The following is a 26,357-nucleotide window of genomic DNA, read 5'->3' on the forward strand; positions in this document are numbered from 1 at the left end:
CTAGTTGCTTATTAATTACTATTTACCTCCTTAATTCAAGTGTATAGGGAGAAGACCAATTAATAAACTGACCCGAAGACTGTATTTTTCCCGGACTAAGGTCTAGCATTCTATCCGACGGAGTTACTTTTGTGCATGCCAAATGAATAATGACTGCATCTACTGCGGCCAAATGCTTCTTTTATTATCATAACTGACCGGCCCTTTTCTGAATATGACTCGATCGGGCTATTCTCGCAGCGCCGGCGAAGCATGGACTGTCATTCCGAGATCGCTTCGAGCTGCTTCGTGCCTAAACATATTTCCTTAATGTTCATCAGAAGTTGCTTCCTTTCTTGTTCTATATTTGCTTTTTACCCAGGCGGTAACGAAAAGAATCGTCGTTAATCCTCCCTCAATCGCCAAACTGCATACCGGAAACCAATTGTTAAAGTACAGAAAAGAAAACGAGGAATTGCTGCTAAAAGGAATCAGCGGGCTAGCCACAAAAAAAATGGCAAAACCAAGCACCCAGCTGCGGTGCGTTCGAGTTCCGAACAATTGAGCGGCCCCTTCCGACAAAACGTAATACAGCGTCGAAAACGTAATAAAGGTTCCGGAAATATATATCAGCATCAACAAAATATCAAAACGCTCCAAAAAAGCCAAATGGATCACCCGGGTATACACGTAAGTCGGAAAATCCACATGGGTTGCCATGTAAGACCCAAGTACCGCTATGGAATACAGCAGCATAAGCGTCATAATGAACGAACCGAGAATAACCGCAGAAGCTTTCATGCGAAATGTCTGCTCCGGGGTCGCGAGATGCGGCATTAATAGGCCCATCATTATACATATGCCAAACCAGCTCCCTGGGTAAACGGCCCCCTTCACAGCCGGTCCGAGTCCATTTTCGAATTGGGGCAGCAAATTATGCAGATCCATCTCGGGAATAGAGAGCAGGAACAGAGCGACCGTAACGAGCAAAATGAGGATCGCGATAATTTGCGCCATTCTTGCGATCGATTCCAAGCCGCAATAAGCAGCCAGTCCCGCGGCCAGCGTCATCGTCGCCGAGAAGATGATTCCCGGTGTATCCGACATAAAGGAGGATGACAAAAATTTACAAAACAACCACATGGCCGATACGATCACTACGAAAAAGAACAGGACAAAAATGAACCCGATCAGCCACCCAATCCTTCCAAGTATAGTGCCGCTGTACTGGATAAGCGATTGATCGGGGTATCTCCGTCCCAACCAAAAAAGAATGTAGGCAACATAAATATCAATTAACGTTCCTATGACCATCGATAGCCATACATCTTGTTTCGCAAGCGCAATAAGCTGTGTGGGGAGAGAAAAATAGGTGAGCGAAGTAATCGAAACAAAGATGATAAAGAAAAACTGGCCGCCCGACAATTGGATTCGTTGCACACAGATTCACTTCCTTAGCACATCTTTTTTCATGCCGGACTTGATAATGCTGACCGATACGCTTACCTGCACATCCAGATTGGCAAGCTGCGTGTTCCAGTCGTTCTGCATCTTGTTCCACTGCCGCGGATATTTCCGATGAAGCGCTTCGCCGAACCCGATGATATCGCTGTTAAAAGTTCGATTTACTTTGCTTATGGTTTGTTCGAAGGACCGCTTCATTTGTTCCGATAGTTCCGTCTCAAGCATCGCGTAGGTCCGGATATCCGCCAAATTTATTTTTTTCTCCGACATTTTGAGATCGGCATCGGCTTTAACACGAATGCGCATCGCCACCTTGTCGGCGGAGAGAACTGGAGTAACCTGAACCCGAATCCGGTTTAGATCGAAAGCGACGATTTTGGCCTCCCCGTCGGGCAGCTTGATTTCGAACATGCCGTCCCTTATTTTGCTTTGCAGCCAGGAAACGATCAGCGATTCGTCATCCATCAGCCACCCTGCAAGCTTGTCTCCCTTGAATACAGCCGTTTTGCCGATCATCATCGTCGACTGTCCGTCAGGGTCCGGCGCCACCGATATACCTGCCGATGTCGCCTGGTAGCCCACTTGCTCCAGACGGGGCAGGAATCTGTACATCTCCATCGCCGATGAAGATGCCCGATTCCGCCGTTTGAAATATCTGCCCCACTCGTCAGCCGGAACGTCCTCCAATTCCTTGGATGTTTGCAGCGTATGACGGGCGGTTTGTTTGGAAATCAGCACCCAACTGCTCATATTTTGATGGCTGTCGCGCCAAAACAAATCCATATAATCCTCGATCCCCCGTCTGGCCAGCTTCTCGCCGATCAGCACGATTCTCGTCTGGGCCATAAAAACGTTTTTTTTCGCTTCTTTGCGAATTTGATCCAGCGCCTCGTAAATCGTATCCCCGACAGCCGAATACATGGCAAACGGCCGCCGCTGCTCGGTTCCCCCCGCCGCCACAGGCAGCTTAGGGTTGACCAATTGGACGGTGACTTCAACCTGGCCGTTCGGAGCCGCATCCAAGCCGATCGCGGAAACAACAGTGATCTGATCGAAATTGTTCTGGCTCCAGCAGCCGCTGACAAGCAGCGGCAGACAGGCAAGAGCGGCTATTTTTATAAAGTCTGCGAACGTCGTCCGTTTTTTCACTTGCGATCCCGCCAATCATCGATGTCCTCTCATTTTTGACCAAAATGCCCATCGTGGAACCCTTGTTACGGCTTTCACAGCCTCATCCCGCGAATAAGGCGCAAGCGGCGCCAAATACGACATCCCGAAAGAGCGCATAGTTGTCAAATGGATGCCAAGCAAGAGCAACCCGATAAAAACGCCGTACAATCCAAGCAGCGAAGCGCAAATTAACATAAAAAACCGCAGCAAGCGCACAGCCCCGGACAATTCGACTGACGGAATGGTAAAAGACGCTATGGCGGTTCCCGCGACGACGATGATCGTCGGCGAAGATATGATTCCCGCTTTTACCGCCGAATCGCCGATCACGAGCGCCCCGACAATGCTGATTGCGCTGCCGATGGCGCGTGGCATGCGAACACCCGCCTCACGCAATCCCTCGAAGGTTAATTCCATCAGCAGCGCTTCGACCAACAGGGGAAACGGCACGCCTTCGCGCGAGGACAGGATGCTGCTCAATAGCTGCGGTGGAACTATTTCGGGATGAAACATAAGCACCCCAACATAAACCGACGGAAACAGCAAGGTAATGAAAAATCCGATAAAGCGAAGCCAGCGTATGAAGGTCGACACTGCATAGGATTGGTAATAATCCTCCGAAAATTTCATCAAATGGAAAAAAGTACAGGGCACAAGCAGCACAAACGGAGTGCCGTCTACGATGATCGCCACCCGGCCGTCGAGAATCCCCCCTGCCACGTCATCCGGGCGTTCTGTGCTGAAGACGGTCGGAAAAAACGAGGCCGGATTATCTCTGATCACTTCTTCAATATATTGCGACTCCAGCACGGCATCAATGTCGATCTGACTCAAACGCTCGCGCACTTCGCCAATCATCGTATCCGGCGCCCGATCTTGCAAAAAAACCATGGCAACCGAGGTATGCGTGGCCGTTCCGATCATCAATGACTCGACGCGCAGCTTCTTGTTCTTAATCCGTCTGCGGATGAGGGAAACATTGACCTCAAGCGATTCTACAAATCCGTCCCGCGGGCCGCGTACAACGACCGTGGATGCCGGCTCTTCAATATTTCTTATTTCGTAACCTTGCGTCCCTACGGTGACAATGCCCGAGAAACCTTCCGCAAGCACGATCGTCTGCCCTGAAAGCAGCATGGATACCGCCTGCTCTAACGAATCTTCATAAGATACGACCGCCGAAATAATGGAGTTGCTAAGCCACTCGTACAGCTCTTCCGCAGATTCGAACAAGCCGGCTTCCGGCGTCTGGTGGAGCAGCGGAGCCATAACGTTCTCATTAAGCAATTGCGCGTTGACCATTCCGCTGATCCAGATCACGGCGGCAGGGACCTCATTTCCCCCGATTATGCATTCCCGTACGGATAGATCGGAGCTGTAACCCATTTCTTTGCGGAAAAATTCGATTTTCTCTTGAAGCTGCCTGCTGTACATATCCTGCTGCACCTGGGGGCCCTCCCCGATAATCCGTATTCTTCCTATTATTCTCGAAAGCCATGCCAATATACGACAAAAAATTTAAATCGGGCCAGCGTTCTTCCGCTCTTCCTACCGGAACAACAAAAAAATGTTGACACTAAATTAGTTAGGTACCATACTATATCCATGGACAACGAAAATAAATTTCCCTCAATCAACGACGCCATTCCTTCGCTTCTGCAATCCAAACGCCAGATTGAGCGCTACAACCTTGACGTTGACGCGCAAGCCGTGCTCGTCGCGGCCAGGCTGATGGCCGCCGGAGCCAAGCTTGGACACGCGTCGGAAATTCATTTCTCCAGATTCGGTTTATCGACCGGGCGGTATCGTTTATTAGCCGACCTGGAAGATAACGGGGGCGAAGAGCTGCCCTCGCAATTGGCGGAGCATCTGGGCGTGACGCGGGCTACTGTCACCGGTCTTATCGACATTCTTGACCGGGATGGTCTGGTCTCCCGCCGGAGCAGTTCAGAGGACGGACGTCAGAGATCGGTCGTGTTAACGGAACAAGGTGCAAAAAAGCTGCGTGATATGGCTCCGGAGCATTTTGCATGGCTGGAAGCCATGGTCAGCTTGCTCAGCATTGAGGAACGAAGCGTCTTTCTCGAACTGCTTGACCGAGTGACGCAAGGTATCTCAGCGTTGGCGGACATATCAAGCGGAGGAAAAGAAACAAACAGGAAACGGGTGTGACGGGCTGGAAAAACCGGCCCGTTTTATCCCTCATATAGTTAGGCTCCTAATTATATGGGATAGATGCTGCTAACTATTGGAGGGACATGGATGAGCAAAAGGATCATTGCGGACAAAACACAGCTCGCTTGCGTGACCAAGACAACGGGTTCCAGTTCGATGCCGTTTGTGCTGTGGCGTGAAGTTATTACTTCTTATGCTTCCCCTGCCATCATGGCAGGCATTGGAGGCATGGTTATCGGCGACCGGGATCTTCTCATCGCGGCAATGACTACGATCGGTGGAGCATCAGCCTTGATCGCCTGCATGATTGGTCTCTGGCTGCAGATCCGGGGGATCCGCAACCAATGGGTTGGCGGCGCAAATCCTTTGGTGGTGACGGGATTTTTCACAGGAATCGGGGTCGCGCTGGGCCTTATCCTCGCGTGGGTAACAACCGAGTTACTGGCAATGACGCTGCCGTTCGATCAATTGGCCTGGTTCGGCCGGGTGTGGAGCGATTTCGCTTTGTCCGGGGCGATCGCAAGCACGATCGTAACATGGCGATGGCGTCTCATTTTGAACAAAAGAAATTTATTCCAAGGAGAAGATTGATGATGATTGTTATTATTGGAGCAACAGGAACAATTGGCAGCGAGGTTTTAAAACGGTTGGCGGACTTGGGCATGCCCGCCCGCGCACTGAGCAGAGAGCCTGAAAAATTGCTTGCCCGGCATGGCGCAATAAACCGAACAACGCTTGAAATCGCATCTGCCGACGCTTCCGATCCCGAATCACTGCGCCGCGCATTTGCCGGAGCCAACCAACTTTTCCTCGCCATGTCCAACAGTCCAAAGCAGGTTGAGCTGGAAACAGCGGTCATCCGCGCCGCCGTTCAAGCCGGAATTGAACATATCGTCAAAATATCCAGTCCAGCCTTCGATCCTAAATCTCCGGTGACAGTCGCCAAATGGCATCAAGAAGCCGAACACTTCCTATTTAAATCCGGCATCGCTTGTACCGCCTTGCGCCCATATGCGTTTATGCAAAACTTGCTGCGCCATGCGCCATCCATCGCCGCTCAACACGTATTTTACGGCTCCATGGGCGATACTTCCTGCAATTTTATCGATTGCCGGGATATCGCGGAAGTTGCCGTTCAAACATTGATCCGCCCCGAGCTGGCCGGCCAGGTGTACACATTGACAGGTTCCGAGCTTTTCAGCTACCCGCAGATTGCAGCTAAACTTTCCGTCCTGCTGGGACGAACCGTCCGTTATATCAATATGGATCCCGAAGCGCTGCGACGCGATCTCATCCAGTACGGACACATGCCACCTTGGCTTGCGGATCATGTCGTGGAAATTCAGACGATGTCCATAGCCATCCCGGAAAAGCCTACGGACACGGTAGCCCGTTTGCTCGGCAAAGCCCCCCGCACCTTGGATGAGTTTCTGCGTGAGCATGCAGAACGATTTCAATAGCGGAATCACGAGCATTCGATAAAAAAAACGGAGCCCGCATATCCGCGTGGCTCCGTTTTTGTTGTTGCGCGCAAGAGACAGATTGGCAGCAGTTCCTGCGCGCCCGCTTCCAAGCCTCCCGGTTGCGGACAGGCTTTTATGAAGCAGTGCCTGTAACCGTCGTACCGCTCTTCGTAATTGTATATTGGACGATTTGTCCGCTCCAAAAGTGAAGCGTCAGTTTTATCGTTCCGTCATTCGTTTCAGCGAAGAAGTTCGGCGTAAGCGTAATATTGTTATTCGTATAATTGGGGGCGAATGCGTAAGCAAACTGCTTATACGAAGTCCAGTTTTGCGGACCGGCGTTGCCTCCGGTGGCGTATACGGCCTCCATGGTGGCAAGAAGGTCGCCGTTGAAGGACGCCGGAATCGCAAAGCTGCCGGTCGTGCCCGAAACGGCGCTCAGAGTCGGCGCGCTATGGTAGCGCACATGGATTTTCCAGGCCGGGCCCGAATTAAATTGGGCCGACAATACCGCTTTCTCGCCGAAAGCGCCGGAAGCGTACTTGGAGAGATAGCTTGCTTTGACGGTCAACACGCTGCCGTTTATCGTGTAGTCTTTGCCGGCTTTTAATGTAGTGCTGCCGTTCTTAAGTGAGACGAAGCTATTGCCGTTCAAATTTAGATTGAGCGCAGCGTCCTGGGCGGTCGCACCGTTCTTCAAGAAAATCAGATCGGTATCCGCGGCGGACGAACGTCCCGTCCAACTTTGCTTGATTACATTGTATAGGTCCGGATCGCTCCACGTGTATGCGGTGCGCTTAAAATGCTGGCCGTTATCCCAGAGCATATGGGTGACGTTCTTCGTTCTCGCATATTGCAGCAGGTAATCAAAAAACTTCAGCATCTCGCCGTGCTCGACCGCATCCAGGCTGCTGTCAAAGCCGAGCAACCCGTATTCCCCGAGGATAACCGGAATCCCCTTTGCCACAAACGTATTATAGGCGGCGTCAATCGATGTCTGGATATCGTTGATCGAAGTGGAATCAAATTTCGTATAGCCCGCAATGTTCACGCTGAACGGCCAAAACCCGTAATAATGGATGGTGGTAATTAAATTGGGGTCGTTCAGATTGACGATCGTGCTGTGCAGAGCATCCAAATACTGCTGTCCGGCATTTGTCGACAACGTAGGAAGAACAAGCGGACGAACGGCATTCCCGCCACCGGTACCTCTGACAACTTGGAAGAAGGCCGTATTCAGCTCATTGAGCAGCGTAATTTGCGTCGACGTATCCACATCGAACTTCGGTTCGTTGATGCTCTCGAACATCAGTTTATTGGAATGATTTTTAAAATTGTTGGCGATTTGAGTCCAAATAGCCTTATATTCGGCCAGCACTTGGTCATGATTCGCCCCCATCGTATTGACCCATTGCCACGAGTCGTGGTGCATGTTGATCATGACGTACAAACCCGATTCCAGCGACCAGTCGACAATTTGCTGAACCCGGCTTATCCACGCCGGATCGACCGTATAAGTCGGAGCCGGACCTGTGTGCTGCTTCCAGGTTACCGGAATCCGGATGCTTTTGAAGCCTTGGGCAGCAATCTTTTGAATAAACGCTTTGGTTACGACCGGGTTGCCCCAAGACGTTTCGTCAGCGCCTGTCGCGTCGAACGAATTGCCTAAATTCCACCCTGGCTGCATTGCACTGACATAGGTCTGAATGTTCGTTGGTGCGGCACTGGCCGAAGCGGTGAATGAAAAGAGACCAAACAACAAGAAAAAGGCCATCATCGCTGATAAAAATGATTTTTTTGTGTACATGACATACTCTCCTTTGCTTATAAAATGTGAACAGCCGCTTTCCGAACCATCCCTCCTTCGCCGGTCAAGTTCAACGCCACTATTATGATAGCGTTTACAAAAAATTTTACCAGTACTTGTTTTGTAAAAATACCCCAATAATTAACTATTTTCTCATTTAAAAATTGATTATTTTAATTGATTTCCAGTGTTTTGTGTGTTATGTTCGTAATTATTAAAGATCTTTAATAAGTTTGATGGCACGACTAATCGTACAAAGGAGTTTCACATGGAAAAGCTGCTTAGTGTCCGGCAAATTCAATTATGGCGTATTGCGATTTATTTTATTTTTGCTCTGCCCGGCTTTGCAATTGCATCCTGGGTATCGCGCACACCCGCTATACGGGATACATTGGGCGCCGCAACGGATGAGATGGGCTGGATTATTTTCGGATTGGCCGTAGGTTCCATTATCGGGCTGCTCTGCGCCAGTCACCTCATTGCAAGCAGGGGCGGGCGTTTTGTCATGGTGGCCGGATTAATCGTTACAACAATAGGGCTCCTAATCGTAGGAGCAGGCGCTTCGTGGCTGCCGTACGGGATCGTTGTGTTCATCGGGCTGGCTGTTTTTGGTTTTGGGAACGGCATCTGTGACGTAGCCATGAATGTAGAAGGAACGGCGGTGGAGCGTGCCGCCAAAAAGACGCTTTTGACGGGCTTTCATGCAGCTTTCAGCGTAGGCAACCTGATCGGCGCAATCGCCGGATCGGCTGCAGCCAGGGCTAATATCCCGGTGCTTGTTCATTTGATGCTTGCGGCGATCATCGTATTGGTGTCAATTATTTATATATATCGATTCGTTCCTTCCGGAACGGGCCAGGATCGCACGGGCGATGCGGACAAACCGCCGATGACCGCGATGGATCGCTTGGCCGTATGGAAAGAACCGCGGACAATTCTGATCGGCATCATTGTTTTGGGAATGGCTTTTGCCGAAGGATCCGCGAACGATTGGCTGCCTTTGATCATGGTGGACGGCTATCAGGTCACGCCGGCAACGGGATCGTTCGTATACGGCCTATTTGTAGCCGCGATGACGATCAGCCGCGCAGCAGGCGGCATACTGCTGGACAAATTCGGCAGAGTCGCCATATTAAGGGCTTCCGCGGTGTCTGCCGTTGCCGGTTTGCTCATTGTCATATTCAGTCCGGCTTATATGATCGCTTCGATTGGCGTCGTATTGTGGGGATTCGGCGCCGCATTCGGATTTCCTGTGGGCCTGTCTGCCGCAGGCGACGATCCCCGCGGGGTTGCTGCCAGAGTAGGGGCGGTCTCGACGGCCGGTTATCTTGCTTTCCTCGTAGGACCGCCTCTTTTGGGCGTAATCGGCAAATCCGTCGGATTGCTGCAGGCGTTGATCGTCGTGCTTGTCGGCGTAACCGTCGCAGGATTATTGTCCCAAGCCGCGAAGCCCGTAGGCGAGCGAGAACAAGACAGGAACATAACGTCTTCGGAAAAGCAGTCTGCGGAACTATAAGCAAAGGCTATTCCAAAAGCAGCGGCGACCGCTTAAGGAACAGCCCTTGGCAAGCTTCATCGTATTCCTTTGCCTGACGATTCCGTCCGCGAATCCCGGGCATATTTCAGCTTGTGCCCTTTGCGGTACTCATGCGCGGCCAGCATCGCAAACGCGATCAGGCTGCATACGCCGCAAAATTGCAAAAAAGCGGAAAAGACGCTGCCCTTCACTTCCGCGAACAGGAGCGAAAACAAACCGGCATTCACAGCTACTCCCAGAAACGTCGCAAACATAAAGAGCCCGGAAGTCCGTCCCGCTTGCTCCGGGGCATGCGAAGTCAGCAAATATGAATGTGCGACGACTCCAAACACTTGTCCGCACAGCAGCATCAGGGAACTGGCCGCAACGGAAAACAACGCGCCGGGAAACCATCCCATCGCCAGCAAAAATATGCCGACCAGCAGGCTGGACACAGCCATCAACGGAACGTCGGCTGCGCTTTTGCGCAATCCGGGAATCAGCAAAGTACCGAGAAATCCGCCTATTCCGTTGCCCAAATAAAAATAACTGAGCCCGATTTGATCGGTATGGTAAATGTCTCGAGCCGCAACTGCCGGAAACATGTTGATCACACCGGCTCCCAAATTAAGAAAAAATATGGATAGCAGGAGCACCCACTTTACCTTGGACGCATCCGGCGCAAATGCGGAAATTTGTCTGGCCTGCGGAGCCGCGGATAAGAATGCCGTTCGCCTCATAAAGACAAACAGGATCAAAACCGAAATGGCAAAGGTAGCCAAATCGATTATGATAATGCTCCTGAAGTTTAAAACAAGCAGAAGCAAGGAACCGCACATGGCTCCAAGCACGTTGGTCGCCCAACTGATATTGGATAGCACCGACATTGCCGAGGCTACCTGTTCAGGTGCGACGTTTTTCCTGATGATGCTGGACTGGGCCGATGTAAAAAGCGGAGTCGCCAAGCTCAATCCGACGATGACAATCAACGCCAGAATAACATTCGATAGACGGCTCATGTCCGACCAAATCATAATCGGAATCAATAGAAACAAACATAACAGGTCCAGCAGAATCAGGATAAAGAGGCTGTTATATTTATCCGCTAAAGGCGCCAGCCATTTTCCGCCCGCCAATATGGGCAAGTATACGCATAAGATCGTCCATCCGAGCAGTGTCCCCGCCCCGCCTTGTTTATCGAATATGTCATATACCGCCCCTGCCCGGAACATCCAATTGCCTAGCTGGCTGACGGCATAAGCGATGAACAGCGGCCATAGCGATCGGAGCCGAAGATGGGATTCCGGCGCAGCAGGCTGTGAGCTTTCCATGTATATCCTCCTCAGGAAGCAACTTCATCTTCCAATTCTGTCAGTAATGTGTCCAGCTGCTCCGATGCTCCGAAGCTTTGTTTGGCCGCTTGCAATTGGCGCAGCGCCTCATCTGTCCGCCCTAACCGGCGATACAGCAGGCCGAGATTGATGTAATATTCCGGATCAGGCTGAAGATCGATCGCTTGGCGCAAATCGTTCAGACACTCCTCGTACAGGCCGTTTTGAAAATAAAAGACAGCCCGATTATTGTAAGCTTCGCTCAGCTTCGGATTGCAGGAGATGGCCATGTCATGATCCTGTCGGGCATTATCCAACTGATCCAATTCCTGATATACCAGAGAACGGTTGTTATACGCTTGAGCCTCTTTAGGCTGATAATAGACGGCCATGTTCAGCATCTCCAGCGATTCTTCGTACCGGGCCGCGTTGTAGTAGATCAAGCCGAGCCCTACAAATGCGGGAACAGCATCCGATTTGAGTTCCAGAGCGCGAAGGTAATCCGCTTCCGCCAGCTCGCTTTCTCCCAATTTGTCATACAAATCGGCCCGGTTGATATGCGCCTCGTAATAGGGAGGGCATAAAGCTATCGCCTGGTTGTAGTAGGAGAGCGCTTCTTCGTCGCGATCGTATTTTTTCAGCAGGTTAGCCATATCGTTATAATATTCGCCGTAATTTGGATCGAGCGCGATCGCTTGCTTGTAAGTCTCGTAAGCTTTCGGGAAATCGCCGATGATCTCGTATACCTGTCCCGTATTGTAAACGAGGATCGATTGATGCAGCGCGTAACGTTCATTGCCGTAAATTTGCTCCATTCTTTCGAGACCTCGCGTGCATAGCTCAATCGCTTCTTCCAGACGGCCCTGCCGGGCACGGATGTAGGCGAGCGCATTTTCCGCAAAAACCTTTATGTAATCGTACTTGGGATGATTGTGAAACAGACTGTCGATTTTCTCTAAATTAAGCAGCGCGTAATGTTCAGCTCTGGGCAAATCGACGGGAATTTGATAGCGTCCGTAGGTCATGCTCTGAGAATACAAAATCATAGGGACGGAGTGGCTTTCCGGAAATTGCTGGTAGAAAAATTCCAAGTATGGAATCGAGAGCCGCGCCAAGCCGAGCGAATACAAAATGAACGACATGCGGATAAACACCGCGTTGTGCGGTTGTTCGCCGTCCGGTAGAATTCGCAAGTGAGAAGAAGTGTAATAGGGCGAAAACATTTCGAACCAGGTATCGTACAGGCCGATTTCCTGCAATTTGATCGAGACCGGGGCGAGCGCCTCCAATTGTTCGGTCTGCGTCTCCAGCGCCAGGCAATGAACCGGATGTAAAAGCGATTCGCCGCCGCCCGCAGCGTTCAGCTTCATGATTTGTTCTCTGTGGTATTTGGCGCGGATTTGCGGATGGAACGTCTCGTAGTTCCGAACCGCCGCGGGGTCGTCCGAGACGCAGTGGTCTTCGATATAGGTCTGCAATAAAGCGGAACGAAACTTCTCCCCCTTCAGATTCAAATAAAAATCCAGGTAGGTGTCGAATGAGAGATACGGATTTGCCTCCAGGCCGACCGCGGCTCCGTCCAGCAAGGAATGCAGCTTGGAAGGATTACCGCCCGACAACGCGTAGAGTTGATCGGCTTGTCTGGGAGACACCTTGATTGTCTGAGGGACGGATGAAAGAAACGCCTCGAATTCCCCGCGGCTCATCCGATTTATCTCTGTCATGGCGCAGGCTTCCTCAATATCCTGATCCAAAGGACGGTCGCACAGCAGGATAACCCGCAGGGAAGCGGCGAGCTTGCGGCGGCGCATCAGAATGCGCAAAAAAGATTTTACGGTCTGTGAAACGTCATGACCCTGATCGACAATAAGCATAAACCGGCGGTTCAGAGTCTGACAGTAATCGAGTAGAAATTCATACACACCGTGAAGCAGCTTCTCTTGATATTCATGATGATAAAAGCGGGTGCGCTCCTCTTGGGGAGCCAGGTTCGTCAAATCCTTCGGATACTTGAAATAATCGGAAGGCAGAAAAGGAAACAACCGCTTCAAAGATTGCTCATGACGATGAATGAGTTCAGGTTTCGTTTCCGACGCGTCACGCAATACCGTCCGGAGAAGCGGATATAATGCGGCAAAATATCCGTGCGTTAATTGACCTCCGTTCGATAAAAGGACGGACTCATCCGCTAGTTTCTTATTTGCCCAAGCCTGTACCGTATCTCTTTTGCCGATGCCGGATTCTCCATAAACGGAAATAAAGAGACGGTTTCCTTCAAGCAGCCGGCTCCAGGCCTGGTCCAATTGCGGAAATATTTCAAGCCTGACTCTCATAGCTGTATGGATCATTATAACATACCTCCCTGAGAATGGATTAGCGTCAATGAAAAGAAGAGACCTAAAGTCAAGCTTTAGGTCTCTCTTTTCACTGCAATTAGTTCGCGATGTAAGGCGTTGTTGTCCGAATTGTGCTGGATTTCTTGGAAGTTTTTTTAATCATTTTCCACACCTCGCTTCCAAGTAAATGTATGGACACGTTAAATCAATAGTATAAAAATTACATAATATACTACAATGCCCATCTGAAACAAGCATATCACGCTTGGGACTTTTTTACAATATACCTGACGCAATTTTGTTAAAATTTCTCACATTAAAATTAAGATTCATATGCAATTACTTTGCTCATATAATTTCATTGCATCATAAACAGGAATATTTTACAATATTAAGTGTATTTCGCGTTATATTTCATTACATTTATCAGAAATCATTAATGCCTATTACTATTGGGAGGTAGGTTATGAGTTTGGAGACTAGGCTTCAAAAGCAGAATCTGACTGCTCTGCATCAGGCAATTTCCGAGAATTACCGAAATTTTATTGTGGGGCATATCAATGAAAGCTGTCTGCGGCTTGCCGTGTTCACAGGCGACTATCCTTGGCATTCTCATCCGGACTCGGACGAATTGTTTCTCGTGGTTGAAGGCGAGCTTATTATCGAGATTTCGGGGCAGGACCCGATTATTCTGCAGCCGAATGATTTCGTTACGATTCCTGCCGGAACTATTCACCGCACCCGTTCGCTGGTGCGCACAGTCAACTTGTGTTTTGAACATACCGACTCCGGGACTTTATTTCATGAGGAGTTGAACGAATGAAAATCGGGGTTGCAGAGCTACGGAGATTGGCGGAAAGCACCGAATTCAAGGAAGCGATGCTTTCTCCGGACGGCAAACATGCCGCCTTGATCAGCAGCCGCGGGGATCTTGGAACCGATCAGTTTATTTCCGGGCTGCATGTATGCGCGTGCCGGGAAGATTCATTGAACCGTCTGTGGTCGATAGAATCGGCCGGCGTTCGATGCCCGCGCTTTTCCCCGGACGGAAGCTTCCTTGCTTTCCTCGGCGCGTCGAATGAAGGCGATCACGATGCAATCTCCGTTATGACGCTGCGGGACGGTTCTGTCCAAACCTTGACCCATAAGCTGAACGGCGCGGCTTGGTTAGTTTGGGACAAGGACGGAAAAGGATTTTACGTCGTATGCGACGAGCCCTGTTCCGAGTCCGAAGAGGAGTTCAGCGATTATTGGCATATCGCAAGCATCCCCCAACGATGGTCCTGGTGGCGCAAGCGGAGAGTTCTCCAGCACGTGCCCCTGCATTCGAACGAATCGGATGCCTGCCATTTGGAGAAGCTTGCCGGGCCCTGTTACGAGATCAGTCACCTCGCACTCTCTCCCCGAAGAGATACGCTTTATTTTGCAGAAGAAATTTGCGCGAACCGGGTCCATACTCAGCTTCAACTGCACCAATTGGACTTGGAATCAAAGGAACGACGAAACTGTATTCCGCTGCCTCACAGCTTCATGGGCACTCCCGTCCCTTCGCCTTCCGGGCGGTATCTTGCTTATGTCGGCGCCCGGACGAAAGAACTTGAGACTTCTCCGTTTGCTCTTCAGGATTACGTTCATGAGAATTCCGATCCGACGGGTTTCGGGGTAAACGCCTACGATACCCGAATCCATATACTCGATCAGCACGATCTTCTCCTTTATCAGCTTGGGGCAGAGGCCCCGCTATGCGCCGGCATCCCCGTAGGGATGGGCGTGGTTACACAAGAGATCCATTGGACGGGCGAAGAGGAAATCTGCTATATTGCCACCTGCGGCAATAAAACGGCGCTGGCCCGGCAGCATATTCGCGATGAGACAACGCTGTTGTGGGACGTCCTCGGCAGAGGCTCTTCCCGCTGCCACAGCTTCTCCTCGAACGGCACATGCCTGTGCATCCACTCGGAGGACGGAGTCCCCTTCGTTCCCGCCATGTTTTCCGCGGACAGCCCCAGGATGCGTATTTTCATGGAAATGCTGCCCTTCATGTTTCCATCCGAGTTGACATGGTGTCCCCCTGTTGAGATAGAGGGCATTCCGGCGAGCGGGGCATGGCTGTACACGCCGCGTCAGGGGAACGGCGCGCCGCCCGCTTCCGTGCCGCTAATCGTTTACGTGTACGGCGGCGCCGCCCCCCTTTGCATGGCCTATGAAGACACGCATCAACTGCTTGCGAATCAAGGCTATGCCGTGCTGGCCATCAACTCGTCCGGAAGCGCAGGATTCGGCCGAACCCGGGCGGACCGGCACCTGAATGACTGGGGGACGATCACCGTCCCGGAGACGCTGGAGAGCATCGGCATTGTGCTCCAGCGGCATCCGCAATTAGACCCTGCTAGTGTCGCTCTCTATGGGGGCAGCTACGGCGGCTTTTTAACGATGCGGTGCATTGCGCATTCCAAGCTTTTCAAAGCTGCATGCTCGATTTCAGGGATCGGCAGCTTGGCTAGTTATTGGGGCTCCAGCCATTACGGATACCAATATGGGCTCAGCGCTTTGCCCCGGTCATTTCCGTGGACAAATCCGGCGCTTTACGTCGAATCCTCCCCGCTTTTTCAAGCGGATCGGATCGCCGCGCCGCTGCTGCTCGTTCACGGGGAGTTTGACGCTGTTGTTCCCCTAACGGAGTCGGAGCAAATGTTTACCGCCTTGAAGGCGCTCGGCAAAGAGGCTTCCTTGATTATTTTTCACGAGGAGGATCACGGCATCCGGGGCCGGCCCCGGGCTAAATGGATGCTTCGACGCCTGCTTCTCGCCTGGTTTGACAAGCATTTGAAGAACGATGAAAAAGCCTGGATCTCATACACCTCGGGGGATGTGGACCAGGCAATCCGGATTTGACGATGATGAGACCCCTGACTTTCCGTATACAGCAAAAATCAGGAGATATCTGGCATGCCGACCCGTTTAGAATGATTTCAAAAAGTTAACGGCCTTAGCGATGTCCGCTTCGGGATCTGCGCCGACTTCCCGCTCGATCGTCAGGTAGCCCTTATACCCGATCTCCCGCAGGGCGTTCAAATAGCCGGTCCAATCCACGGCTCCTTCGCCGAGCGGCACTTCTCGAAACGCTTCTCCCGATTCGGCCATGTCGGCGATTGCCTGGTGATCAAGCGGCTCATAACCGAGCGCGCCGTAAATTTCGCGGGGATCGACTTCACGCAGGCGAATGCCGTCCTTGGCATGCGTATGAACGATGTAATCCTTGAGCGTATAGACGCCTTGCACAGGATCGTCGCCGGTCACCATGACCATATTGGCCGGATCGAAATTGACCGAGACGCCCTTCGAGCCAAGCCCGTCGAGAAACTGCTTCAGGCATGCAGCCGGTTCAGGTCCCGTTTCGATCGCGAAGTAAGCGTTCATCCCGGTCGCGTATCGGCTCAATTCCTCGCAAGCGCGGTGCATCGCCTCGTAGACCCGGTCGTTCGGGTCGTCCGGCACAATGCCGATATGCGTCGTCACCACGTTCGTCCCCAGATCTGCCGCCAGATCGAGAATTCGCTTCGACTTCTCGATTTTGTGCGGGTTGGCGGCTTCATCCTGAAAGCCATGCCCTCCAAGGTCGCCGACCAAGGCGGAAATCTCCAGCCCGAGCGATGCGATATACGATTTCCATTCTTTGCGTGCCGCGGCGGAAAGGTTCGCCGGATCCATTTCGCCGTGCACAGCGTATATTTGCACCCCGTCCGCCCCGATTTTTTGCGCCTTGATCAGTCCTTCCTTTACTCCAACGCGAAAGCTGTCCACAATGACGCCGATTTTGTTGCGATTCGCTGCCGCCAATTCGCATTTCCCCTTCCATTGATCCATATCGGATCGGATTATTCGGCCTCTTCCCAGAAGCGTTTGGCATTGTCCAAAGAAAGCTTCGTTCCCCGTACGCAAGGCTCCATCCCTTCGAATTCAACGGATAAGTACCCGTCATAGCCGGAACGGCGCACGATTTGCAGCGCCCCCCTGACATCGAGGTCTCCGTGCCCGGCAATCGCGCCCCGCAAATAATTTCCGCCTGCCGATCTGAACCACCCTTCCCCAGGATCATGGGTCACCGGTCTGCGGTAAAAGTCTTTGACATGAACCATGGATGCATAAGGTGCATTATTGCGAACCCCAGTGAGCGGATCTTCATCCACGCAAACGAAATTGCCGATGTCGAGCGTCGTCCGGAAATTGCTGCGGTTCACCTCATGCAGCAGCGCCTGCACCCTGTCGCTGGCCTGAACGTAGTAGCCGTGGTTTTCCACGCTTGTGATAATGCCGAGCGGTTCCGCGTAATCGGCAATTCGCCGGCACGCTTCGGCGAGCCGCGGCAAGTCCGCGGCGAATCTGCGAATCGAGGTGTCGGGCGAAGCCGCAACGTCGTGCCTCATCCGCTTTGCGCCAAGCGCGGCCGCAATGTCGACTTCCCGCATCACGCGTTCGATTTCCCGCTCGTAGGCCGCCTCGTCCAAGCCTGCGAAGTTGGCGCCGACGGCGTAATTGGAAATGTCGAGGCCGGCCTCTGACGCTTTTTTGCGAATGGCTTCGATGAGGTCCGGGTTGTCCGTTAAGCTGAAACCAAGCGGCACGATCTCAACGTGCTCCCCGCCCATCGCCGCAATATGATCGATCGCTTCGACGACGGTCATCTCCCCTGTCTGCATAGCCTGCCAAAAGCTGTAGGTGCTGACGCCGATTTTCATAAGCGGATTTCCTCGCCTTTCTCCGCGGACTCGTAGATGCCGCACAAAATTTTCATCATTTCCACCCCGTCTTCCACCGGGCTAAGCGGCAGTGTTCCTGTCAGAACGCATGTAAGGAAATGATCGATTTCATTCCGAAAAGCCGATTCAATATCGAGTCCGGCGTGATCCGTTTGCGGATGGACATTCAGCATCGTATCGTATTTTTCGGTTACGATGACGACCTCCGGATCGATTTCGAAGCCGCCCTTATCTCCATACAGCTTCACTGTATTCTCATTCTGCTTGGCATGCAGGGTGAAGCTCACATCGACGACCAGCGATGCGCCGTTCTCAAAGCGGATCAGCGCGCTTGCCAGATCTTCGACCGTATTTCTCGACGCATCGTAGTCCGCCGCTTTGTAAAAAGACATATTGCGGACATTCGCCCGGTTGCCAAGCTTCCGGTACGTATTGGCGCTGACCGTCTTTACCTTCGGCCTGCCCATCAAATACCAGCACAAATCGATGATGTGCACGCCGATATCGATCAGCGGCCCCCCGCCGGAACGTTCGACGTCGGCGAACCATCCGCCGGGATTGCCGAGCCTGCGAATCGTGGACGCTTTCGCAAAGTACAAATCCCCGAATTCGCCGTTATCGACGAATCGGCGCAGCATTTGGACGTTCGGATCGAACCTGCGAACGTAGCCGATTTGCAGCAGCTTCCCGGACGACTTGACCGCTTGCTCGATTCGCAGCGCCTCCTCTACTGTGCGGCAAAGCGGCTTTTCCACGAGAACGTGCTTGCCGGCTTCCAGCGCGGCGATGCAAATTTCCGCATGGGTATTGTTCCACGTACAAATACTGACGGCATCGATGTCCGGATCGGCGAGCAGATCTCGGTAGCCCGTGTACGTTTTCCCCGCGCCGTATGCCGCCGCTACTGCACGGACTCTTGCTTCGTTCAAATCGCAGATAGCCGCAATGACTGCGACGGGATGGCTTGCGTACGCTTTCAAATGAAGCTCCGAAATGGATCCCGTGCCAATAATGCCGATGTTAATCTGATTCATACACGCCACTCTCCTCTAGTTCGCCAAGCATTTGCTCTATAAATCGTATTATAATGGGATAGACGTATATGACCATGAATAAGCATGCTCTTTATTTGCACGATTGTGCTATCTAAGGACTGGCGGACTTATCGTCGTGAACAGCAACGAGTTGCATTACGGGATCAAGCTCAGCCGATAATTTGTATTATTTTGCGATGATTGCGTACGAAAACAAAAAAGCCTGTTCCTTTAGGCATGAGCGAACTCACTCCAAATGAACAGACTTTCATTAGTGCATCAATGCGCGGACAAACGCTCCCCTTCGGGCTCTCCCTCCGGCTGAGCCGCGCGCTTCAGCAAGAACGCGCCGAGCCAGGCAATGGCAACCAGCGCAAAAGCAACCAGGAAGGCGCTTTTCATTCCCGCTATCAAGGATAAAATCTTGAGCTCCGCCGTTTCACCGCCGCCTGCTTGGGCCAAATATTTGCCGGAACTGTTCGTCATCACCGTCACCAGCAATGCCGTGCCGACTGCGCCCGATACTTGCTGCAGCGTACTGATAACAGCTGTCCCGTGTGCATACAGCCTGGCCGGAAGCTCGTTCAGCGCATTGGTCATAACCGGCATCATGAGCATCGAAATCCCCAGCATCAAGAATGTATTCAGAATCATGATCGTGATGTAGGAGGTCGACAAGGTGATGAAAGCGAACTGCAATAGCGTGTTGCCCACCAGCACCAATCCGATAATCGCCAGCCACTTGGCGCCGAATTTATCGAACAGCCGGCCGGTGATCGGGGACATGATGCCCATCAGGATACCGCCCGGCAGCATGACCAGACCCGCCTGCAGCGGACTGTAGCCCAGCGCATTTTGCAGGAAGATCGGGAGCAGCATCATCGCGGAGAACATCGCCATCATGACGATCATCATGATCACCGTCGATATTCTGAATATCCGATACGTAAAGGTCCGCAAATCGAGCAGGGGCTGCTCCATTGTCAGCTGCCTCCAGGTGAACAGCGCCAGCGCAACGACGCCGATGCCCGCAGGGGCAACAACTTCAGGGCTAGACCACCCTCCATGGCCCTCGCCCGCGCTGCTGAAGCCGTATACGATACCGCCGAAACCGATCGTAGAGAGCAGCAAGGACAGCAAGTCGATCTTCGGCTTCGTCGTTTCGGTTACATTTTTCAGCTTGATAAAGGCGAAAACAATGACAAATAACGCAACCGGCAGCACACTGTAAAAAAGAACCCGCCAGCTGAAATGTTCGACGATAATCCCCGACAAAGTAGGTCCGATCGCCGGAGCGAACGTGATGACGATGCCGATCGTGCCCATAGCGGAGCCCCGTTTTTCCATCGGCACGACGGAGAATACGACGTTGGTCAGCAGCGGAAAGAGCAGCCCCGTTCCCGACGCTTGCAGCATCCGGCCTATGAACAGCGTTGCGAACCCCGGAGCTAGTGCCGCTATGGCTGTGCCTGCGAAAAACAGACACATAGCCGTAAGGAACAATGCTCTTGTTGTAAAGCGTTGGATGAGAAAAGCCGTGACCGGAATCAGCACGCCGATCACCAGCAAATAGCCGGTGGTCAGCCATTGAGCCGTACTCGGCAAAATCCCGATGTCCGCCATAATTTTCGACAAAGCTACATTCAGCAGCGTCTCATTCAGGATCGCAACGAACACGCCAAGAATCATCACCATGACGACCAGCAGATTGCCTTTGCTCCCGAACATCCCTTCGCTGCCGGGATGCGCCGCTTGTTTGTTTACTGTATCCACTCTCTTTCTCCTCTCTCCTTTTCCGGTAAGACGGTTCTGCATGCCAAACTATTGTAACATGCGGCCCAGACCGTCATTTCTTATCGATTGCTATGTTAGCAGGGCCTCTGCAGCTTGCATCAACAATAGCATAAAGGCATTGTACAGGAACGTAGACCCCTGCACAATGCCTTTTTTAAATATAACAATATTTTAACATACGGCTTGTTGCTTGGTACGATGTCATTTACTCATTTATATATATTCAACGGTAGATGTTTCAAGGATTGGCCCGGAGCGGAAGCAACCAGATTGTTTTCCAAGTCGAACTCAATCGGCTCAATGCGAGAAATTCGTTGCAGGAATGCTGTCAAGGCAATGTTCAATTCCAATCTTGCGAGAGGTGCGCCAAGACAAAAATGCGGGCCATTGCCAAAGGTTAAATGCTTTTTGTTATTATTTCGATGAATATCAAGTGCATACGGATTCTCGAACATACTTTCATCCATATTGGCCGCGCTCATCCACGCTATGACAACATCCCCCTTTTTCAGCTTGACACCCAACATATCGTTGTCCTGTTTGACGGTACGATGCCTTTTCGAGATATGAAACCTGTAGCGAAGCATTTCTTCGACAGCTTTCGGAACGAGTTCCAAGTCGTTTCTTAATTGTTCATATAAAGTCTCGTCATCGTACAGAAGGGAGTAAAAAGTACTTGATAGCATGTGGCTAGTCGTTTCGATGCCCGCTCCTAATAAAAGCATTGTCGTTCGAACGACCTCATCGTCCGTAAATCTCTCGCCGTCGAGCTCGGCATTCAACAAGTCCGAGATGATATCATCAGCTAGATTTAATCGTTTGTGAACGACGATCGGATACAGGTATTGGTAATACTCTTTGGCAGCAACCTGCTTTTTATACTCGATTTCCTGTTTGTTTTCTGCGGTGGGAGGTTGGAATAAAATATCGACCCAGCTTTTAAACCTGTAACTATCTTCTAAAGGGATACCAAGCAAGTCAGCCATTGCCATGGAAGGCAAGGGTCCTGCCAGTGCGTGGACGATATCGACCGTGGCGCCTGCCTCCATATCATCGACAAGTTTATTCGCAACCTGTTGGATCCGCGGTTCCCATATTTTCAAGCTGCGAGGGGTGAAAGCTCCCGACAGCAGGGAACGGTATTTTTGATGCCGCGGCGGATCCATGTTTGAAATACTTGTTTTCTCAGGTGGCGATCCTTCTTTATTATTCGCTCCGACAATGAACGTCGTTCTCGAGCCTTCGCTTGAAAATAGTTCATGGTTGCTCAATACCTGTTTGACGTCATCGTACCTGAATACATTCCAGGTATCTGTTTCTTGATGATAATGTACAGGGTTATCAAGCAGCATCTTCTTGTACCATTCAAGCGGGAAAAATTGTTCGGATCTCGTTTGAAAGTTGGTAATGTCTTGGAGTGAAATCAATTCTTTGTTCATAAGAAATGCACCTCCATTTAGAAATTTGAAATATCCGAAATTTGTACTTTTAGTATATTTTTATACCATTAGTATATATTTTAAGTTATCCGTATATCTTTTATCAATGATTCATTAGACCCAAACAATAAATCCTTTATATGTAAATATTTACGTCAAAAATAGACAAAAAAAATGGCCCGCCATCGTCGCCGACCGTCTCCATTTTTTTCTCTGCTGCTTGCCACCCGGGTCCGGGTTATTTAATCGCGTACGATAAATCATAACGGGCAAATAAATCCGACATCGCTTTCTTGGCTTCCGCCGCGTCCGGCCCCATGACGTACAGCTCGTAATTGTGATGATCCGCCAGTGTTACAAAAACACTGAGAATGCTTTTGGCGTCAACAATCACATTCCCGAACTTCAGTACGCATGAGGATTCGAATTGATTCGCCGTCTTCGAGATTTCCCAACCGATTTCCGTCGTATTATGCATGTTAAGCGGCCTCCTCGCCGACCTTCTTTCTTACCCCAAGCACTTTTTGCAAAACGATGAACAAGAACAGCAGCAGTCCGATCGCAATTTTCGTCCACCAGGAGCTTAAGGTGCCTTCAAACATGATCAGCGTCTGGATGATGCCTTGAATAAGAACGCCGATCAGTGTTCCCGCCACAAAGCCGGTTCCGCCCGTCAGCAGCGTACCGCCGATCACAACAGCAGCTATCGTATCCAACTCTGCGCCCAGCGCATGCAAACCGTAACCGGACAGCATGTAGAAGGTGAAGACGACGCCGGCCAGGGAAGAGCAAAAACCGCTCAGGGTATATACGAACACTTTTGTCCGTTTTACAGGCAAACCCATCAGCATGGCGGAATGCTCGTTGCCGCCTAACGCATAAATGTTGCGGCCAAACCGGGTGTAATGAGCCAGCACGATCGCCCCCGCCACCACGCATAGGGCAATAATGACACTTATGGACACATACGAGCCGCCAAGTACATACACTTTGGTTTGCGAAACCGCTTTGTACCATTCGTTCTCAATCGTAATGCTCTCGATGCTGATGACGTAGCACAATCCTCTCGCCAGGAACATCCCCGCCAGAGTCACGATGAAAGGCTGCAGGTTAAAGTGATGTATCAGGCTGCCCATGCACCAGCCAAATACGCTGCCCATGACCAGTACTAACGGAATAACGACGCCCGGCGACCAGTGATGATTTTGTACCAGGCTTGCCGATATCATTGTAGTTAAAGCGATTACCGAGCCGACTGACAAATCAATGCCGCCCGAAATGATGACGAAGGTCATCCCGATGGCTGCAATGAGCAGAAATGAATTATCGATCAGCAGATTAAAAAATACTTGCAGAGAGAAAAATCCCCTGTACTCTATCGAGCCCGCCGCGAACATGACAATAAATAAAGCGACGGTCGCGAGCAGCGGAAGATATCTTTTATCTATGGTGCGCAGCCTCATGCGGCAACCTCCTGTTCCACTGTTTTTTGTTTGGATTTGCGATTGGATGCGAGCGATTTGCGGAACGCTTCCGATTGGATCAGGCAGACGATCAGTACGACGACCGCTTTGACGACCAGCGTAATTTCCGGCGGTACGCCGATCGAGTAGATGGAAGTCGTCAGCGTCTGAATAATGAGCGCACCTATAATCGTGCCGGACAAATAAAATCTTCCGCCGTTCAGCGAATTGCCGCCGATAACGACCGCCAAAATGGCATCGAGCTCATACCATAGCCCGGCATTGTTTCCGTCTGCGCTGGATACGTTGGAACTCAAAATGATGCCGGCAAGGCCGCTCAAGAAAGCACACAGCACGTAGACGGTAAAAATGATGGAGCTCGACCGGATTCCCGCCAGACGGCTCGCCGTCGGATTGGAACCAACCGATTCGATAAACAGCCCGATTGCAGTTTTTCTTGTTAAGACTGCAGCTATAATGAAGAAGAACGCGATAATAAATATCGAGAACGGGAGACCTAGCAAATATCCGCCTCCGATAAAGGAATAAGGTTTGGAGGAGACGGTGATGATTTGTCCGTTCGTGATCAATTGCGCTACGCCGCGTCCGGCGACCATCAGGATCAGCGTTGCAACGATCGGCTGAATGCCGAGGAAGCTGACAAGCAGCCCGTTCCATGCCCCTGCAGCCAAGGAAAGTAATAGCGCAATACCTACAGCCATAAACAACGTACTCATATCGCCGGCGCCTTGCTTGGAAATGAGCAGGCAGGCCATTGCGCCTGCGATGGAAACGACGGAGCCTACGGATAAGTCGATCCCTTTAGTGGCGATGACAAAAGTCATACCGATTGAGATGAGTACGAGGGGCGCCGCGCGATTCAAAATATCAATCAGGCTGCCGAACAAATGACCTTCCTTCATCGTAATGGAAAAAAAATCGTGATTATGAATGACGTTGGCGATCAATAAGAAAGCCAAAGTGACTAAAGGCCAGAACAAACGGCTGCTCATTTGGCTTCCCCTCCTGCGATTGCTTTCATAATATCTTGCTGGCTTATGCCAACGTTTGCGATTTCGGCAATTTTACGCCGGTCCCTCAGGACGGCAATTTTTTGGGAAGAACGAACGACTTCCTCCAGCTCGGAAGAAATAAACAGAATCGACATTCCCTCCTCGCACAGCAGCGCCATTTGCTTCTGGATTTCCGTCTTCGCTCCGACATCGATCCCCCGCGTCGGCTCATCCAGAATGAGCAGCTCCGGATTCGTCAGCAGCCACCGCCCAAGAATCACCTTTTGCTGATTGCCGCCGCTTAAGTTTTTAATTAATGCCTCGGGACCCGGCGTTTTAATATTGAGCAGCTCGATATATTGATCCGCAAGCTCGGTCTGCTTCTTCTTCGGTAAAAACCGGAAAATGCCGAGTGTCGCTTGCATGGCGAGAATCATATTTTCCCGCACTGTCAGATCCTCGATGATGGCCTCCGTTTTCCGGTTTTCAGGGCAGAAGGCGATCCTTGCGTCTATCGCTTGGCGCGGCGAATTCAACTGGACGGCTTTGCCGTTTATTTGAATTTCCCCTTGATCCGCACGGTCCGCTCCGAACAAAATGCGGGCGATTTCCGTTCGGCCGGAACCCAGCAAACCGGCCAGGCTCAATATTTCTCCCGGGTACAAATTCAAATCGAACGGCTCGATCGAGCCTTTGCGCGCAACCTGCTTGGCCTGCAGGAAAGGCTGCTTTGCGCTATTCGTTTTATGTGAAGCCATTCTATTAGGCAACTGTTCCAATTCACTCATATCTTTGCCGATCATTTTGGATACGAGATCCATGCGCGACAGCTCTTCGGTCAAATATTCCCCTTCAAATTGGCCGTTTCGCAAAATCGTAATCCGATCCGACATTTCATAGACTTGATCCAGGAAATGCGTGACGAATAAAATCGCCAAGCCTTCCGATTTCAACTTGTGCATCACATGAAACAATTGTTTCACTTCATTCGTATCCAAGCTGGACGTCGGCTCATCCAAAATCAAGACCTTCGCCGAAACATTCAAAGCTCTGGCAATCGCCACCATTTGCTGAATCGCTACGGAATACGATCCAAGCAGCTTGGACGGATCGATGTCCATATGTAATCGTTTGAGCAGCTCCTTGGAACGGGAATTCATTTCTTTCCAATCGATAAGGCCTCTGCGCATCGGCTCGCGGCCGATAAAAATATTTTCGGAAACCGTTAAATTCGTACATAAATTGACTTCCTGATAAACGGTGCTGATGCCGAGCTCCTGCGCTTGCAGCGGGCTTTCCGCGCGAATCTGCCGGTCGTCAAGCCAAATTTGGCCTTCGTCAATGGCATGCACGCCGGTTAACACTTTAATGAGGGTCGATTTACCTGCACCATTTTGGCCCATCAACGCGTGAATTTCCCCCGGAAACAGGCGAAAGTTCACATCGGTCAAAGCCTTGACTCCGGGAAACTGCTTATGAATATGCTCCATGCGCAAGCGAGGTTTTTTATCTGTCACCTTCTTGGCCTCCTATCCTGAATAACGATCCGGAACCGGAAAATCTCTCGCCAAGCTGCACTTTTGATGCGGCGTAGTGAGCTGTTTGACAGCTTG

The 26,357-nt window shown here is 51.2% G+C and carries 21 protein-coding genes; 6 read left to right on the plus strand and 15 right to left on the minus strand.

Features of this window, described 5'->3' with window-relative positions; all coding sequences use genetic code 11:
* Positions 1 to 306: 306 nt before the first annotated feature.
* From AC0LWT_RS00100 to AC0LWT_RS00110, 3 genes are read right to left on the minus strand one after another with little or no spacing between them, the layout of a single operon-like run.
* Positions 307 to 1,419, minus strand: a complete 1,113-nt coding sequence (locus AC0LWT_RS00100; RefSeq protein ID WP_474679192.1) for a GerAB/ArcD/ProY family transporter — start codon at positions 1,417 to 1,419, stop codon at positions 307 to 309.
* 6 nt (positions 1,420 to 1,425) lie between these two features.
* Entirely contained in the window at positions 1,426 to 2,592 is a 1,167-nt protein-coding gene (locus tag AC0LWT_RS00105; protein ID WP_474679193.1) for a Ger(x)C family spore germination protein, read from the minus strand.
* A gap of 15 nt (positions 2,593 to 2,607) precedes the next feature.
* Complete coding sequence (locus tag AC0LWT_RS00110) at positions 2,608 to 4,059, minus strand: spore germination protein (protein WP_474679194.1); 1,452 nt, start codon at positions 4,057 to 4,059, stop codon at positions 2,608 to 2,610.
* A gap of 159 nt (positions 4,060 to 4,218) precedes the next feature.
* Here AC0LWT_RS00110 and AC0LWT_RS00115 point away from each other — a divergent pair, with 159 nt between their 5' ends.
* The 3 genes from AC0LWT_RS00115 (at position 4,219) to AC0LWT_RS00125 (ending at position 6,248) form a co-directional block, all read left to right on the plus strand.
* Positions 4,219 to 4,785: a MarR family winged helix-turn-helix transcriptional regulator gene (locus tag AC0LWT_RS00115; RefSeq protein ID WP_474679195.1), complete on the plus strand. Its 567-nt coding sequence runs from the start codon at positions 4,219 to 4,221 to the stop codon at positions 4,783 to 4,785.
* A gap of 90 nt (positions 4,786 to 4,875) precedes the next feature.
* The gene (locus tag AC0LWT_RS00120; protein WP_474679196.1) at positions 4,876 to 5,379 is read left to right on the plus strand and encodes a hypothetical protein; all 504 of its coding nucleotides are present in this window, start codon (positions 4,876 to 4,878) and stop codon (positions 5,377 to 5,379) included.
* Between the two features lie 2 nt (positions 5,380 to 5,381).
* Positions 5,382 to 6,248, plus strand: coding sequence for an SDR family oxidoreductase (locus AC0LWT_RS00125; protein ID WP_474679822.1), 867 nt, complete (start codon positions 5,382 to 5,384; stop codon positions 6,246 to 6,248).
* Between the two features lie 136 nt (positions 6,249 to 6,384).
* Here AC0LWT_RS00125 and AC0LWT_RS00130 read toward each other — a convergent pair whose 3' ends face one another.
* A complete protein-coding gene (locus AC0LWT_RS00130) occupies positions 6,385 to 8,058 on the minus strand; it encodes a cellulase family glycosylhydrolase (protein ID WP_474679197.1) in 1,674 nt (557 codons plus the stop codon).
* 268 nt (positions 8,059 to 8,326) lie between these two features.
* Between AC0LWT_RS00130 and AC0LWT_RS00135 the strand changes: the two genes are divergently transcribed.
* On the plus strand, positions 8,327 to 9,574 hold the full coding sequence (locus tag AC0LWT_RS00135) for an MFS transporter (RefSeq protein ID WP_474679198.1): 1,248 nt from the start codon (positions 8,327 to 8,329) through the stop codon (positions 9,572 to 9,574).
* A 56-nt stretch (positions 9,575 to 9,630) separates the two neighbouring features.
* Here AC0LWT_RS00135 and AC0LWT_RS00140 read toward each other — a convergent pair whose 3' ends face one another.
* Positions 9,631 to 10,905: an MFS transporter gene (locus AC0LWT_RS00140; RefSeq protein WP_474679199.1), complete on the minus strand. Its 1,275-nt coding sequence runs from the start codon at positions 10,903 to 10,905 to the stop codon at positions 9,631 to 9,633.
* 11 nt (positions 10,906 to 10,916) lie between these two features.
* Positions 10,917 to 13,253: a tetratricopeptide repeat protein gene (locus AC0LWT_RS00145; protein WP_474679200.1), complete on the minus strand. Its 2,337-nt coding sequence runs from the start codon at positions 13,251 to 13,253 to the stop codon at positions 10,917 to 10,919.
* Between the two features lie 454 nt (positions 13,254 to 13,707).
* Here AC0LWT_RS00145 and AC0LWT_RS00150 point away from each other — a divergent pair, with 454 nt between their 5' ends.
* Both AC0LWT_RS00150 and AC0LWT_RS00155 read left to right on the plus strand, forming a co-directional pair.
* Positions 13,708 to 14,064 (plus strand): cupin domain-containing protein, encoded by a 357-nt coding sequence (locus AC0LWT_RS00150; protein WP_474679201.1) that lies wholly within the window; start codon positions 13,708 to 13,710, stop codon positions 14,062 to 14,064.
* Positions 14,061 to 16,136: a S9 family peptidase gene (locus tag AC0LWT_RS00155; RefSeq protein ID WP_474679202.1), complete on the plus strand. Its 2,076-nt coding sequence runs from the start codon at positions 14,061 to 14,063 to the stop codon at positions 16,134 to 16,136. Before AC0LWT_RS00150 ends, AC0LWT_RS00155 begins: the two co-directional genes overlap by 4 nt.
* Before the next feature lie 66 nt (positions 16,137 to 16,202).
* On the opposite strand, the gene AC0LWT_RS00160 is transcribed toward AC0LWT_RS00155, so the two are convergent.
* The 9 genes from AC0LWT_RS00160 to AC0LWT_RS00200 form a co-directional block, all read right to left on the minus strand.
* Positions 16,203 to 17,081: a sugar phosphate isomerase/epimerase family protein gene (locus AC0LWT_RS00160; protein ID WP_474679203.1), complete on the minus strand. Its 879-nt coding sequence runs from the start codon at positions 17,079 to 17,081 to the stop codon at positions 16,203 to 16,205.
* Between the two features lie 38 nt (positions 17,082 to 17,119).
* Positions 17,120 to 17,980 (minus strand): sugar phosphate isomerase/epimerase family protein, encoded by an 861-nt coding sequence (locus AC0LWT_RS00165; RefSeq protein WP_474679204.1) that lies wholly within the window; start codon positions 17,978 to 17,980, stop codon positions 17,120 to 17,122.
* Positions 17,977 to 19,035: a Gfo/Idh/MocA family protein gene (locus AC0LWT_RS00170; protein ID WP_474679205.1), complete on the minus strand. Its 1,059-nt coding sequence runs from the start codon at positions 19,033 to 19,035 to the stop codon at positions 17,977 to 17,979. The genes AC0LWT_RS00165 and AC0LWT_RS00170 overlap by 4 nt, the downstream gene beginning before the upstream one ends.
* A 279-nt stretch (positions 19,036 to 19,314) precedes the next feature.
* Entirely contained in the window at positions 19,315 to 20,763 is a 1,449-nt protein-coding gene (locus AC0LWT_RS00175) for a DHA2 family efflux MFS transporter permease subunit (protein WP_474679823.1), read from the minus strand.
* A gap of 275 nt (positions 20,764 to 21,038) precedes the next feature.
* On the minus strand, positions 21,039 to 22,268 hold the full coding sequence (locus AC0LWT_RS00180; RefSeq protein WP_474679206.1) for a cytochrome P450: 1,230 nt from the start codon (positions 22,266 to 22,268) through the stop codon (positions 21,039 to 21,041).
* A 238-nt stretch (positions 22,269 to 22,506) separates the two neighbouring features.
* Positions 22,507 to 22,746, minus strand: coding sequence for an HPr family phosphocarrier protein (locus AC0LWT_RS00185; protein WP_474679207.1), 240 nt, complete (start codon positions 22,744 to 22,746; stop codon positions 22,507 to 22,509).
* Position 22,747: 1 nt separating this feature from the next.
* Complete coding sequence (gene yjfF, locus AC0LWT_RS00190) at positions 22,748 to 23,731, minus strand: galactofuranose ABC transporter, permease protein YjfF (protein ID WP_474679208.1); 984 nt, start codon at positions 23,729 to 23,731, stop codon at positions 22,748 to 22,750.
* Complete coding sequence (locus AC0LWT_RS00195) at positions 23,728 to 24,744, minus strand: ABC transporter permease (RefSeq protein ID WP_474679209.1); 1,017 nt, start codon at positions 24,742 to 24,744, stop codon at positions 23,728 to 23,730. The genes yjfF and AC0LWT_RS00195 overlap by 4 nt, the downstream gene beginning before the upstream one ends.
* Positions 24,741 to 26,261 (minus strand): sugar ABC transporter ATP-binding protein, encoded by a 1,521-nt coding sequence (locus tag AC0LWT_RS00200; protein WP_474679210.1) that lies wholly within the window; start codon positions 26,259 to 26,261, stop codon positions 24,741 to 24,743. The genes AC0LWT_RS00195 and AC0LWT_RS00200 overlap by 4 nt, the downstream gene beginning before the upstream one ends.
* Between the last annotated feature and the right edge of the window lie 96 nt (positions 26,262 to 26,357).

Source organism: Paenibacillus sp. sgz302164 (genome assembly GCF_056120505.1).